The organism is Epibacterium ulvae, assembly GCF_018678075.1.
GTDB lineage: Bacteria > Pseudomonadota > Alphaproteobacteria > Rhodobacterales > Rhodobacteraceae > Epibacterium > Epibacterium ulvae_A.
Window position 1 is genome coordinate 32,166 of record NZ_JAHHIR010000035.1, and the last position, 14,028, is coordinate 46,193.

Consider the following 14,028-nt stretch of genomic DNA (forward strand, 5'->3'; position numbering starts at 1 on the left):
GTGCTCGCTCAAATCTTGTCCCCGTCTGCCAGAAGCCCCTGATCTCGCGCCATTTCAAGCTGGATCTGGATAACTTCATATTTTGCCTCAATGCGGGCCAGCTCGCGGCGGACATACTCTTCATAAATATTAATGACGTCTATAACAGTCCGCTGTCCAGCTTCAAACTGTGCTTTGAAGAGTTTATATGTCTCATGGCTAGTGCGTGCCAGACGGCTTGTTTCTTCTTCTTGTCTGCGAAACGATGTCAGGCGCTGCAATTGGCGCGCATAAGAGCGACGTGCGTCCTCTTCGGCCTCGCCGATTTGACGGCGGGCCACTTCTTTGGAGGCTTCAACGGCTTTCAACGCCGCAGGGGTGCCAAGGCCCAAGGGCTGCCCGATGCCAGCAGTGATACCCGCACCAGACCCATCGCTGGTAATATTGCCTGCCGCAGAAACGGTCGGTAGCAATCCAGCGCGTTCCAAGGTGGCTTGGGCAATCGACCGGTTTGCTTCTGATTTGGCCAGTAGCACGTCAAGGTATCCTGCCGCCTCGGGCGGGGTGCCAATGGACAGATGCTGCGGCTTTTCGTCGAAATCTTGTCCGGTGAGTTCATAAAGCTCAGCACGCGCGGTTGAGGCACCTTCGCCGGCGGTTGCGACGCCTGACCGAAGGCCCGCGATCTTGCTCTGAACCACTTGGAGGTCAGAGCGATCCGAGACGCCGCCTTCGACGCGACCGATTACGACACGTTCGAACTCATGCATCTGGCTGACGGCTTTTTGGCCGAACCGCGCTTTTTCATCGTCGCGCTGCGCCAAAAGATACAGCGAAAGCGCCGTTTCGACCCGTGTGTTTTGGTCTACCGACAGGTTGACGGCGGCCACTTCGACATCGGCTGCCGCAAAGGCGCGCTCGGCCTTGCGCCGTCCATTGTCAAACAGAACCTGTTCGATCAGGAGGCCCGCGACCATGTCGCCCAGATCCGTCAGGCTGATCGTTGGGCCCAGGGTCGGCAGCCAGTTCTTGGCCCGGGCTTCGGCGCGCAGTTTTGCGCTGATCAACTCTGCCTCAGACGACCGCAAAGACGCGGTCAATGAGGCATTGGCCACCGAGCCATAGATGCTTTGTTGTTCCAAAAGGGAGCGGCGCTGCAAAAGCTGGTCGATAACCTCGGAAGGTTGTTCGTCACCACTTTGATCGAAATTACCCTGCGCGACCTGCGCCGTAGCACTGCTGGAACGCGGGCCTAAAATGCCTGCGTTTTCGGTGCAGCCCAAAACTGAGCTGACCGCCAAAATACCGATTAATGAACGCGCAAACCGCATCCTACCCCCGCCGCCATTTCGTTGTATTTGACCCGGCACATAACGCGCGCCGGGTCAAAAGGGATTAGATGATAACGTTGACGTCTTCTTCGACAATCAACGTGGTTCCATCGCTGCCGACGGTATAGACGTTGAAGTTCTCACCGTTGATGGTGCGGGTATCTTGCGCTGTGACACCGGTGACGGTGATCGTGTCGTCGCTGCCGCCGTGTACAACCAAAGTGTCTGTATTCTCTGACAGCGCTTTGATGTCATCTTCGCTGATCGTGATATTGGCATCCGCGCTTTCGTCCAGTTCCAGCGTCTCGATGTTGAAGCCGCTGAAGCCTGCATTGTCCAGGACATTGCCGGATACGGCGTCTTCTAAAATGAGCAGGGAGTCCGCAGTGTTGCCGGATGTGTCCGTGCCAGTGATCACCAGGCGGGAGCCATCGGGAACATCCGTCGGGTCCGATAGGAAGAACGAGGTTTCGGTGGAAACAACCGAGGTAAAGGGGTCGGTCACATCGTTTGTCTGGCTAACACCGCTGACTGCGGTGACTGTGCCATCATCGGCAACCGTGTTGACGGTCATGCCGGTGATCTCTTCTTCAAAGATCAGCGTCTCGATGTTGCCGGAATTGGTTTCCAACCCGTGGTATTCGGGCGCACCGTATGTGTCGACGGCAAATGTCTCGCTGATGGAGGCCGTGTTGCCCGCAGCGTCGGTCGCTGAAATTGTTGCGGTCTCGCTGTAAACACCTTCGGGCAGGTCGCTGGCCTCAAAGTCGACAGACCAGTTGCCGCTGGCGTCAACGGTTGCGGTTCGCGTGATCGAATTGATCGTAACCTCGACGGTCGATCCGGCCTCAACCGTACCCGTCAATGTCAGCCCTGCCGCGCGTTCTGCGTTGTTGATCATGTCATCCGCAGTTTGTAACGCATCTGCTGTCAGCGGATTAACCAGAGTGTCGACTTCCACGGTATGGGTGACCGTTGGGCCCGTATTGCCCGCAATATCTGTCATCGTGACCGAGGCTGTCTGGCTGCTTTCGCCCGCCGGAACGTCGCTGGCTGCATAGTCCAGAGACCAAGTGCCGTCGTTTGCAACAGTTGTGGTTCGGGTTGTGCCGAGGAAGGTAACTGAAACGGTTGAGCCTGCTTCGCCGCCACCGCTGAGGGTGACACCATCTGCGGCTTCTGCTGCGTTCACAACGTCATCGCCTTCGACGGTATCGACCGTTGGTGTTGGCGCAACCGTGTCGATGGTCACGGTGTGTTCGCTGGTCTCGGTATTGCCCGCCGCATCTGTGCTGCTCACGGTAAAGGTCGTGTCGTATTCACCGGCGGTGATCACTGATGCACTGTACCCAACGGACCAGGTCCCATCACTTGCAACCGTGGTTGTCGCGATTTCACCCATAAAATCAACAGAGATCGACGCGCCTGCTTCGCCGGTACCGGACAGCACCACACCGTCTGATGCCTCAGCTGCGTTGATAAAGTCATCGCCCTCTACCGTCTCGATCCCAATGGGTGGGGCGATGGTATCGACTTCCAGAATATCCGTTACAACGGTGGTATTTCCAAAAGCGTCCGAGCTGGTGATGGTGACGCTGGTTTCATATTCACCGGTCTCGATCTCGCTGGCGGCAAAGGTCACTGTCCAGGATCCATCGTCGCCGACGGTTGTGGTATGGGTGGTGCCGTTGATTTCCACCGCAATGGAGGCGCCTGCTTCGCCAGTGCCTGCAATAACGGGGCCGCCGCTGTGTTCGCTGGCGTTGACAACTTCGCCAACCGACTGGGTGCCATCTGTGATGTCAATCGGAGGCGGGGTTGTGTCGATGTTGATGGTCGGACCATCAAGATCAAATGTCTCGCCGTCTGGGTCTTCGACATGAACCGTTACATCGTAGTTGCCGTCATCCGGCAGGTCCGTGGGGTCAAAAGGCGCGGTCCAGATGCCGTCATCGTCGACGGTTACGGTTTGGGTTGCGGTGCCAATTGTCACTTCGACTTCCGAGCCTGGCGCGCCGGTGCCGGTAATTGTCACCGGATCTGTGGTGCTGCCTGAGACGTCATAGGTTGCGTCCGGATCGTCTACGGTAGGTGTGACGCCTGAATCGCCGCCGTCAGAAGATCCGCCGTCGCCGCCGGTTCCGCCGCCACCCGCAACGTCGTCGTCTCCGCCACCGCCAATCAGAGCGCCAGCACCAACAACGCCGGCTGCAGCTGCCGCTGCACCAAGGCCGCCCAGGGCAGGGGCTGCGATAAGCGGTGCGATCACCGGCTCAACGCGGTCAAGCTCCAGAAACACCAATTCGTCGTAGGCGCTCCATTTGCCGGATACGTCCAGTGGCTCATACGTCGGATAGAGCATGCCTTCGGAGCCGCTTTCTATCACAACTTCGATGAATTCGCCATTGTCGCTCAGGAACAGGTTCTTTTGCCCGGTGAGGCCGGTTGCAAAGTAATTGTCCAGCACAAGGGTTTGACCGTCCATCGTCAGGATCTGCAGATCATTGCCAACACGTTGGTAGCTTTGAACGTCTGCGGTCGAAAGATTAAGGGAGATGTCCTTGGCGGAGGTTGCGTCCAGCACAGGGCTCGCATCGGCGAACTCGCCATGTTGTTTGGTGCCCGAAGGATCCCGGGTAATAAATGCAACAGTACTCATGTTTTACCGCTCGTTTTAATTGTGGCACCGCCGCACGCGCGTGTAATGCCGCCGAAAATCGGAGGATGCCTGATTTATGCCTAACTGCCTCATGGCCTTTTGGTGGCCGTTTTGTGGATATAATGGGGCGGAACTTACTGCTTTGTCCAGTACTGTCTGTGCACGCATAAAGGTAAACGACTATGTGTTGTGGCTATTGTGTCGCAATGGTGGCATGAACTGCGCAACAAGAGTGGCGGTGTTGAAGGAAAGCCACAGCTTGTTAACCTTTCATAAAGAAATTCCTGCGGTGCTAGGGGTAAGTATGGCATCATGGAAGGTAACCTGGATCCGCGCGCAGTTGTGTGCGGACTCAGCTGGGCTCACGCTTGCGTCGACAGCGGCCCTTGCAAGAATGCACAAATCGCTGGCTTGTGAACCCTTGTTTATTAAAAGTTTGTAGCAATTAAGCTAAAATACATCAGTTACTCATAGCGTGAGCTACACGAATATAGTAGTCTGATAGATAACAAACCGACGCCGCGGATCTGGTTCCCGGCCATTCATCGCCCACAGAGGCGAGAGGCGGGATCGCGTGCAATTGTCCGCGGCGCCGAGCAGAATTCTAAGTTTTAGACCGACGCGGACAGTCCTTGGCCCTCGTATGAGGGTGCTCTGTCTGTGTGCACTGTGGAACCCCAGGAGGAACGGGCGCAACGTAGATCAGGAGGCTCGATCATATGATGAATATCGCGGAAATTTTTGCCGAGCAGTATGGGCAAGCGAAAGAGCAGGAGATGTCCTTGCAGGACTATCTGCTGGCCTGTCGCGACGACCCTAGCATGTACGCCAATGTGGCGGAACGCATGCTCAAAGCTATCGGGGCGGAAGAGCTAGTCGACACGTCGAAAGACGCGCGATTAGGACCCATATTCCAGAACCGAACGATCAAACGATACAAAGCATTCGAAGATTTCTATGGAATGGAAGACACGATCGAACGGATCGTGGGATACTTCCGCCACGCGGCGCAGGGTTTGGAAGAACGCAAACAAATCCTCTATCTCCTTGGGCCTGTAGGTGGCGGTAAGTCATCGCTGGCAGAACGGCTCAAACGCCTCGTCGAAGACCAACCTATCTATGTTCTGAAGGCTGGCGATCACATCTCGCCCCTCTTCGAAAGCCCCCTAGGTCTCTTTGATCCGGTAAAAATGGGCAAAATCCTAGAAAAAGAATTCGGGATTACCCCGCACCGCCTGCCGGGGCTGATGTCCCCATGGGCCGTTCAGCGCCTTGATGAATTCGAAGGCGATATCAATAAATTCTCAGTCGTGCGCGTCTACCCCTCCCGCTTGCGCCGTGTCTGTGTCGCCAAGGTGGAACCAGGTGACGAAAACAACCAGGATATTTCAACACTGGTTGGAAAGGTCGACATTCGACAGCTTGAACATTTCAGCCAAGACAACCCCGACGCTTACTCCTTCTCGGGTGGTTTGAACCGCGCAACCCAGGGCGTTCTGGAATTCGTGGAAATGTTCAAAGCGCCGATCAAGATGCTGCACCCGTTGCTGACCGCAACGCAGGAAGGCAATTACATGGGCACCGAAAGCTTTGGTGCGATCCCGTTTAATGGCTTGATCCTGGCACACTCAAACGAAAGTGAATGGCAGACCTTTAAGAACAACAAGAACAATGAGGCCTTTATCGACCGGGTGTCGATTGTCAAAGTGCCCTATAGTTTGCGGGTCTCAGACGAACGGAAGATCTATCAAAAGCTTGTTGAATACAGTGAGTTGAAGGACGCGCCTTGCGCTCCTGAGACGCTCACAATCCTCAGCCGGTTCTCGGTTCTGACACGGCTGAAGCCGCATGAGAATTCAAACCTTTACTCCAAAATGCGCGTCTATGACGGTGAAAGCCTCAAGGACACGGATCCCAAGGCCAAGACGGTGCAAGAATACCAAGACCGCGCCGGCGTGGATGAGGGGATGGATGGGGTTTCGACCCGCTTTGCCTTTAAGGTGCTGTCATCGGTCTTCAACTTTGACACCGAAGAGGTCGCAGCTGACCCTGTGCATCTGATGTACGTGCTGGAGCAGATGATCAAACGGGAGCAATTCCCTACCGAGACCGAGGCCAAGTATCTTGAGTTTATCAAGACAGAGCTTGCCCCGCGCTATGAGGAATTCATCGGGAATGAGATCCAGAAAGCCTATCTGGAGAGCTACACCGAATATGGTCAGAACGTCTTTGACCGCTACATCTCATATGCGGATGCCTGGATCGAGGAACAAGACTACAAGGACCCCGATACAGGTCAGCTCTATGATCGCGAAATTCTGGATGCGGAACTGTCCAAGATCGAAAAACCTTGCGGCATCGCTAATCCCAAGGACTTCCGCAACGAGGTGGTGAAATTCTCGCTGCGTCACCGCGCGAACACCGGTGCGAACCCGGCCTGGAACTCCTATGAAAAGCTGCGCGATGTGATCGAAAAACACATGTTCAGCCAGGTGGAAGAACTCCTGCCGGTGATCTCTTTTGGTAGCAAGAAGGACAGCAAGACCGAAGGCAAACACCAGGAGTTTGTCGACCGGATGCAGAACCATGGGTACACCTCGCGGCAAGTTCGGCGTCTCGTGGAATGGTACATGCGTGTGAACAAGGCGGGTTAACGACGAGGTCACTATATGCACCACTTCATAGACAGGCGCGCGAACCCGAAGGGCAAGAGCATTGGCAATCGCCAACGCTTCTTGCGCCGCGCTCGGGAGAATATCAAAGAGCGCGTCGACCGTTCAGTTCGAGATAAGTCGATCCAGGATGGATCCGCAGATCAAGCGTCGGGCGAAAAAGTAACAATCCCTGCCAAGGGTTTGAAAGAGCCACGGTTTTTCCATGACTCAAAAGGCGGACACCGGCGGCATGTGTTGCCGGGCAACAAGGACTTTGTCGTTGGAGACCAGATCAAACGCCCACCCGCCGGTGGCAGTGAGGGCGGCAAGAAGGGTTCTGACGACGGCGATGGGTCGGATGAATTCTCCTTCACTTTGACCCGTGAAGAATACCTTGAGATCCTGTTCGACGGCCTGGAGCTGCCGGATCTGGTTGAAAAACAAACGGTTGAGACAGAAACCATTGGGACCCGGCGCGCAGGCCTAACCACCGCGGGCACCCCCAATAACCTCAACCTTGTGCGCACCATGCGCAATTCTCTGGGGCGCAGGATTGCGCTCCAACGACCCTCCAAATCCACGCAAATGGCCTTGGAGGCGCAGATCGAAGAACTGGAAGAAATCGATCCCCGCAACCCGGCCCAAGAAGAAATGCTCGCCGAGCTGAAACGCAAGCTTGAAGGGTTGATCCGCAAGCGCAAAGTGGTGGGTTATATCGACCCTCTGGATTTGCGCTTTGATACTTATGTCCCTGAAAAGATACGAAATTCACGTGCGGTTGTGTTCTGCTTGATGGACGTATCGGGCTCCATGCAAGAGCGGGAGAAGGATCTGGCCAAACGCTTCTTCCTGTTGCTGCATCTGTTCCTGACGCGCTGTTACGAACATATGGAAATCGTGTTTGTGCGTCACACGCACCACGCCCAAGAAGTGGATGAGGATACGTTTTTCTACGCGCGTGAGACCGGCGGCACGATTGTGTCGACGGCTCTGGAAAAGATGAAGGAGATCATCGACGAACGCTATCCCCCGGATGAGTGGAATATCTACGGAGCGCAAGCCTCGGACGGGGAAAACTTTGGCAATGACTCGGCACGCTGCAAAACGCTGCTGCTCGAGGAGCTTTTGCCAGTCTGTCAGTTCTACGCCTACATGGAGATTGTGGAGGAGGCGGCAGATCACCTGCTGCTGAACCCGGAAGCCGGAGAGGATCTGTGGCAGAACTTCCGTGAAGTTCAATCACAGGCGCCGCATTTTGAGATGCAGCGCGTGGCATTCGCCTCACATATCTACCCGATCTTCCGCGAATTCTTCATGCCCAAGGCGAGAGGGGGAGTGAATGCTGGATAAAAATGGCGCGCCTGATCTGTTGTTCAACGGGCCCGAGTGGACCTTTGAACTGCTGGAAAAGGCGCGGGACGCGATTGAGGACATCGCGCTCAATGATCTGGGGTTGGACGTCTACCCCAACCAGATCGAGATTATCTCGGCGGAGCAGATGTTGGATGCCTATTCCTGCGTTGGTCTGCCCTTGATGTACAACCACTGGTCCTTTGGCAAACATTTCGCCCGGGACGAAGCGCTGTATCGCACTGGCCGTCAGGGCCTGGCCTATGAGATCGTCATCAACTCCAACCCCTGCATCAGCTACAACATGGAAGAAAACACCATGGCGATGCAGACCCTGGTGATGGCGCATGCAGCTTTTGGGCATAACCATTTCTTCAAGAACAACTATTTGTTCCAGCAATGGACCGATGCGGACGGCATTCAGGACTATCTGGCCTTTGCCAAGAACTATATCGCCGCCTGCGAAGAACGATATGGCTGGGACGCGGTTGAGGAAATCCTGGATGCGGCCCATGCCTTGCAAAACCAAGGGGTGTTCCGCTATGGCCGCCCGCCCAAGCCAACGGCGGCAGAGCTGGAAGCGATGCAGCGGGTACGGGACGGTCACGCCAGCGCGCAAACCCTGTTGGACATCTGGACCGATTCAACCCTTGGCAAGGAAAAGCGCGAGGTCTCGCGAGATGAGCCTTACAGCAGCCGTCGCAAATCGATGAACATGCCGCAGGAGAACATCCTGTATTTCCTGGAAAAGCACAGCCCCGTGTTGGAAAGCTGGCAATGTGAGATCCTGCGGATCGTGCGGATGCTGGCGCAGTATTTCTACCCGCAGAAACAGACCAAAGTGATGAACGAGGGCTGCGCGACCTTTGTCCATTACTACATCATCAACAAGCTCTATGAACAGGGGCGCATCACCCAGGGCGCGCTGATGGAGATGGTGCACAGCCACACCAATGTAGTGTTGCAGCCAGAGTTTGACGACCCGCGCTTTTCGGGGTTGAACCCCTACGCGTTGGGATTTGCGATGATGCAGGACATCCAGCGTATCTGTGAGAACCCGACGGAAGAGGACCGGGAGTGGTTCCCGGACTTCGCAGGCGATCCAGACTGGCGCAAAGTAATGCGGAATGCCTGGGCCAATTACCGCGATGAGAGCTTTATTCAGCAGTTCCTGTCGCCGCACCTGATCCGCAAATTCAAACTGTTTACCCTGACGGATGACGCGACCCAGCCCAATATGGTGGTCAGTCAGATCCACAACCGCACCGGATACAAAACCATTCGGCGTGATTTGGCCAAGCAATATGATCTCGCCTATATTGAGCCGGATATTCAGGTCACGGACGCGGACCTCAAAGGGGATCGGGAGCTGAAACTGACCCATACGGTGCGCGAAGGGATCCATCTGCAAGACGAAGACAAGGAACATGTCTTGCTGCACCTGCGCCGCCTGTGGGGCTATGGCGTCAGCATGGATGCGGTGGAATTGGACGTATCTTCCTAACGCAGTTGGTCCAAACTGCCACAAAAAACAGCCGCAGAGAGGATCTGCGGCTGTCTGCGTTTTACCATGTGGCGCGGCTTAGAATTCCACAACCGCGCGAATGGATTTGCCTTGATGCATCAGATCAAAGCCTTCGTTGATCTGATCCAACGTCAGCTTGTGGGTGATCATCTCATCGATCTCGATCTTACCGTCCATGTACCAGTCAACCATTTGCGGCACATCAGTACGCCCTTTGGCGCCACCAAAGGCGGTGCCTTTCCAGACACGACCGGTGACCAGTTGGAACGGACGGGTTGAGATTTCGGCGCCCGCAGGGGCCACGCCGATCACAACAGAAACACCCCAACCCCGGTGCGAACATTCCAGCGCGTCGCGCATCACCTGCACATTGCCGGTCGCATCAAAAGAATAATCGACGCCGCCAAAGGGGTCTTTTTCGGTCTTAGTCAGTTCAACAATGGCTTCCACCACGGTTTGGCCGTCCAATTTGGAAGGGTTCACAAAATCGGTCATGCCGAATTTCTTGGCCATCTCCGCTTTGTCATCGTTCAGGTCCACGCCGATAATCTTGTCCGCGCCTGCCATGCGCAGACCCTGGATCACGTTCAGCCCAATACCGCCAAGGCCAAAGACCGCAGCGGTGGAGCCGATCTCAACACCGGCCGTATTGATCACCGCACCGATGCCGGTGGTGACACCGCAGCCGATGTAGCAGATCTTGTCAAAAGGCGCGTCATCGCGGACTTTGGCGAGCGCGATCTCGGGCAGGACCGTGTGATTGGCAAAGGTGGAACAGCCCATGTAGTGATAGAGCGGCGTGCCATCCAGCATCGAGAACCGGGTGGTGCCATCGGGCATCAGACCATTGCCTTGGGTGTCGCGGATCGCGGTGCACAGGTTGGTCTTCCCGGACAGGCAGGCGTGGCACTCACGACATTCCGGCGTATAGAGCGGGATCACATGGTCGCCCGGTTTCAACGTGGTCACGCCTTCGCCGACTTCCATCACGATGCCTGCGCCCTCGTGGCCGAGAATACAGGGAAAGATCCCCTCGGGGTCGGCGCCGGAACGGGTGAATTCGTCGGTGTGGCACAGGCCTGTCGCCTTAACCTCGATCAGAACCTCGCCCGCCTTTGGGCCTTCGAGGTTCACGTCCATGACTTCAAGCGGTTTACCGGCTTCCAAGGCAACTGCAGCGCGCGTACGCATCATGATGGCTTCCTTTGTTTTGCTCTTTGCGACAGGCATATTCAGGACCCTGCCACAGATCATTTTTTGAGTCTTCTCAATGAAGATATGTCCCACCGCTAACCTGTCGACCCGTGGCAGGCAAGTTCGGGTCTATTATCCCGCCATTTGCAAAACTTATCAAGTTTGGCGAAATTCACCGGGGTGTATTGAGTGAACGTTATTGTGAAAGGGTTTGGTCACAGATTTGGCGGCAAAACCAAATGCATCGCCCTTGACCTTCCCCTAACTGGAACCCCCATATGCTGCGCAGCGCGACGCAATTAGAGACGACGGAAGTAACGTGGGATGACAAGCTTGAGCACGCATGAATATGCATTGCCGGTCACCGGATTGAGCTGCGCGGGATGCGCGGGCCGGGCCGAACGCGCCCTAAAAGCCGCGCCTGGCGTTTTGAGCGCTGCGGTAAATTTTGCCACCGCCACAGCCACGGTTGAGGTCGGCGCTGAAGCCTCGGTCGGGACGCTTGCCACAGCGGCGGCGGATGCGGGCTACCCTTTGGGCGAGGCAGAGGTGGTGTTTCACATCGACGGCATGCATTGCGGATCCTGTGTCGGGCGTATCGAGGCCGCGCTTTTGGCGCTGAACGGGGTGCGGGCGGCTCATGTGGCCCTGACCGATGGCAGCGCCCGGGTGCGATACATCGCGGGCAGCCTAATGATGGAAGATCTGCAAGCGACGATCCAACATGCGGGATATACGGCCACGCCACGGGAGCAGGGCCACACAGACGACGGGTCAGCACAGCGCAAATTGCTGCGTGATTTTTGGCTGGCCCTTGTGCTGACGATCCCGGTGTTTGTGATCGAGATGGGCGGCCATATGGTGCCGGCTTTCCACCATTTGGTCCAACAGACCCTTGGCCAAACACTTAGCTGGTCGTTGCAGGCGGTTCTGGTGGGCGCGGTGCTTCTGGGGCCAGGGCGTCGGTTCTTTGCGCGTGGCATTCCGGGCCTGATGCGCGGCGCGCCGGATATGAACGCCTTGGTTGCGATTGGTACGGCGGCTGCGTTTTCCTATTCGCTGGTCGCGACGTTTCTGCCCGGTCTTTTGCCGGGTGAGACGGTGCAGGTCTACTATGAATCGGCGGCCGTTATTGTCACCCTGATCCTGTTGGGACGGATGCTGGAAGCGCGCGCCAAAGGGCGCACAGGTGCCACGATCCGCGCCCTTGCCGAACTGCAACCAGATACCGCGCTTGTGATCCACGGGGATAACACGGTTGAGACGCCAATCGCGCAGATCAACGCCGGAGATCACGTGCGCCTGCGTCCGGGTGAACGTGTGGCGGTCGATGCTCTGGTTCGGGCTGGCACCGGGGACGTCGATGAAAGCATGTTGAGCGGTGAGCCGCTGCCCGTGCAAAAGAGCGTCGGCGATACGGTCAGTGCGGGCACCATCAACGGCGCGTCCGTGCTGGAGATTGCAGTCACCGGCGTCGGACGCGACACGCGCTTGGCGCAGATCATCGAATTGGTGGAGCGTGCGCAGGGGGCCAAACTGCCGGTTCAAGCGCTGGTGGACCGGATCACATTGTGGTTCGTGCCCGCCGTTCTGGTCGTGGCGCTGGCCACTGTGATGACATGGCTCGCGCTGGGGCAGGGGATCGCGGCGGGTTTGGTCTCGGGCGTGGCGGTTTTGATCATAGCCTGCCCGTGCGCCATGGGATTGGCGACGCCCACATCCATCGTGGTGGGCCTTGGCCGTGCTGCGCAAATGGGGGTTCTCTTTCGCAAAGGCACGGCGCTACAGGGGCTGGAAGACGTGCGTCTGGTGGTTTTTGACAAAACCGGGACGTTGACCAAAGGACGCCCAACCCTCACCGATCTGCGCTGTGTGCCGGGCTGGGACAGGGACACGGTGTTGCCCCTGGTTGCGGCGGTTGAGGCCCAGTCTGAACACCCGATTGCCCGCGCCATTGTGGCCGCTGTGGACGCATCAGAACTGCCACAGGCCGTTTCAGTGACAGCGGTTCCGGGTCAGGGCGTGACAGCCCGTGTCGCCGGACAACAGGTCGCCATTGGGCGTCTGTCCTTTGTCGAAGCGCAGGCCAAGGTGCCCGATGCGTGGCGCTCCACAACGTCACACATGGCCGCGCGGGGCGAGACGCCGATTGCCGTCGTCATTGATGGTCAGGCCGCCGCGTTGATCTCGGTCAGTGATCCAATCCGACCTGATGCCGGTGCGACCGTCTCAAATTTGCGCGCAAAAGGTATCGAAGTTGCGATGATTTCCGGTGACGCCGAAGGCACAGCACGTCACGTGGCCGCGCATCTGGGGATTGAGATTGTCCATGCGGAATGCTTGCCCGATCAAAAGCTCACCGCTTTGCAAGAGTTGCAGTCCCGGTTCGGCCGCACCGCCTTTGTGGGGGATGGGATCAACGACGCGCCCGCGCTTGCGGCATCTGACTGTGGCATCGCTTTGGGCAGTGGCACCGATGTGGCGATGGAAGCGGCCGAGGTCGTCTTGTCCTCCGGCAACCCATTGGGCGTGCTGCGCGCCATTGACATCAGCCGGGCCACCTTGCGCAATATTCGCCAGAACCTGGGTTGGGCGTTTGGGTATAACATCCTGCTGATCCCGGTTGCTGCCGGGATATTGGTGCCCATTGGCGGACCACAGCTTTCGCCCGGCTTGGCCGCAGGCGCGATGGCCGCCTCAAGCGTTTTGGTTTTGTCCAATGCTCTGAGGTTGCGAAAATTGGATCCGCGCATACATGATACGGAGGATGCGCGGTAATTGTCGCGGGTCTTGTGGTGGCAAAACCGCGAAGAGGGAAGGGTCAGGATGAATATTGGTGATGTTGCGGAACGCTCGGGTCTGCCGGCAAAAACGATCCGTTATTACGAAGACATTGGCCTGATCCGTCCACATCGCAGTGCCAATGGTTATCGGTGTTTTGCGGAAACTGATCTGCACAAACTGGCCTTTCTGGCGCGCGCACGTGCCTTGGGCTTCACGATAGAAGATTGTCGGACTTTGCTTGGGCTTTACGAGGATGAAACGCGGGCGAGTGCGGATGTAAAACAACTGGTGCAGGAACATCTCAGCATTATCGAGACCAAGATTACCGATCTGCAGGCCATGCGGGACACATTGACCGAGCTGGTCCAGTGCTGCGCCGGGGACAATCGCCCGGATTGTCCGATCCTGCGCGACCTGGCAGGTGAGTCTGACTGCACGCAAGGCGCGTGAGCCGGTCTGTCCCGACACGATGTTAACGTAAGCCACCGAAACTGGCATTTGCCCAATTTATGATCGTTTGTCGTGTATGAGCGCGGCGCCCAGATCTTTTTC

General features: G+C 56.9%; 8 protein-coding genes. 5 read left to right on the plus strand and 3 right to left on the minus strand.

All coding sequences use genetic code 11. From position 1 onward, the window contains the following. Nucleotides 1–8 precede the first annotated feature (8 nt). Nucleotides 9–1,310, minus strand: coding sequence for a TolC family protein (locus KMP13_RS09400; RefSeq protein ID WP_215265600.1), 1,302 nt, complete (start codon nucleotides 1,308–1,310; stop codon nucleotides 9–11). 64 nt (nucleotides 1,311–1,374) lie between these two features. After that, nucleotides 1,375–3,969 carry an Ig-like domain-containing protein gene (locus KMP13_RS09405; RefSeq protein ID WP_215265601.1) on the minus strand — a complete coding sequence of 865 codons (2,595 nt, stop codon included), beginning with the start codon at nucleotides 3,967–3,969 and terminating at the stop codon, nucleotides 1,375–1,377. Between the two features lie 719 nt (nucleotides 3,970–4,688). Here KMP13_RS09405 and KMP13_RS09410 point away from each other — a divergent pair. The 3 genes from KMP13_RS09410 to KMP13_RS09420 are packed head-to-tail and all read left to right on the plus strand — an operon-like array spanning nucleotide 4,689 to nucleotide 9,477. Further along, nucleotides 4,689–6,623: a PrkA family serine protein kinase gene (locus KMP13_RS09410; protein ID WP_285895535.1), complete on the plus strand. Its 1,935-nt coding sequence runs from the start codon at nucleotides 4,689–4,691 to the stop codon at nucleotides 6,621–6,623. A 15-nt stretch (nucleotides 6,624–6,638) separates the two neighbouring features. Further along, nucleotides 6,639–7,973 (plus strand): YeaH/YhbH family protein, encoded by a 1,335-nt coding sequence (locus KMP13_RS09415; RefSeq protein WP_215265602.1) that lies wholly within the window; start codon nucleotides 6,639–6,641, stop codon nucleotides 7,971–7,973. Then, nucleotides 7,963–9,477: a SpoVR family protein gene (locus tag KMP13_RS09420; protein ID WP_215265603.1), complete on the plus strand. Its 1,515-nt coding sequence runs from the start codon at nucleotides 7,963–7,965 to the stop codon at nucleotides 9,475–9,477. The genes KMP13_RS09415 and KMP13_RS09420 overlap by 11 nt, the downstream gene beginning before the upstream one ends. A gap of 78 nt (nucleotides 9,478–9,555) precedes the next feature. On the opposite strand, the gene KMP13_RS09425 is transcribed toward KMP13_RS09420, so the two are convergent. Then, nucleotides 9,556–10,689 (minus strand): S-(hydroxymethyl)glutathione dehydrogenase/class III alcohol dehydrogenase, encoded by a 1,134-nt coding sequence (locus KMP13_RS09425; protein WP_215265812.1) that lies wholly within the window; start codon nucleotides 10,687–10,689, stop codon nucleotides 9,556–9,558. A gap of 336 nt (nucleotides 10,690–11,025) precedes the next feature. On the opposite strand from KMP13_RS09425, the gene KMP13_RS09430 reads away from it, so the two are divergent. Together KMP13_RS09430 and cueR are read left to right on the plus strand one after the other, a co-directional pair. Beyond that, entirely contained in the window at nucleotides 11,026–13,470 is a 2,445-nt protein-coding gene (locus KMP13_RS09430; RefSeq protein ID WP_435370352.1) for a heavy metal translocating P-type ATPase, read from the plus strand. Between the two features lie 48 nt (nucleotides 13,471–13,518). Then, nucleotides 13,519–13,926: a Cu(I)-responsive transcriptional regulator gene (cueR, locus tag KMP13_RS09435; RefSeq protein WP_215265605.1), complete on the plus strand. Its 408-nt coding sequence runs from the start codon at nucleotides 13,519–13,521 to the stop codon at nucleotides 13,924–13,926. The last annotated feature ends 102 nt before the right edge of the window (nucleotides 13,927–14,028 follow it).

Bases quoted from the DNA above. Each gene is read 5' to 3' on its own strand.
- KMP13_RS09400 (WP_215265600.1), bottom strand. From the start codon at position 1,310: ATGCGGTTTGCGCGTTCATTAATCGGTATTTTGGCGGTCAGCTCAGTT.
- KMP13_RS09405 (WP_215265601.1), bottom strand. From the start codon at position 3,969: ATGAGTACTGTTGCATTTATTACCCGGGATCCTTCGGGCACCAAACAA.
- KMP13_RS09410 (WP_285895535.1), top strand. From the start codon at position 4,689: ATGATGAATATCGCGGAAATTTTTGCCGAGCAGTATGGGCAAGCGAAA.
- KMP13_RS09415 (WP_215265602.1), top strand. From the start codon at position 6,639: ATGCACCACTTCATAGACAGGCGCGCGAACCCGAAGGGCAAGAGCATT.
- KMP13_RS09420 (WP_215265603.1), top strand. From the start codon at position 7,963: ATGCTGGATAAAAATGGCGCGCCTGATCTGTTGTTCAACGGGCCCGAG.
- KMP13_RS09425 (WP_215265812.1), bottom strand. From the start codon at position 10,689: ATGCGTACGCGCGCTGCAGTTGCCTTGGAAGCCGGTAAACCGCTTGAA.
- cueR (WP_215265605.1), top strand. From the start codon at position 13,519: ATGAATATTGGTGATGTTGCGGAACGCTCGGGTCTGCCGGCAAAAACG.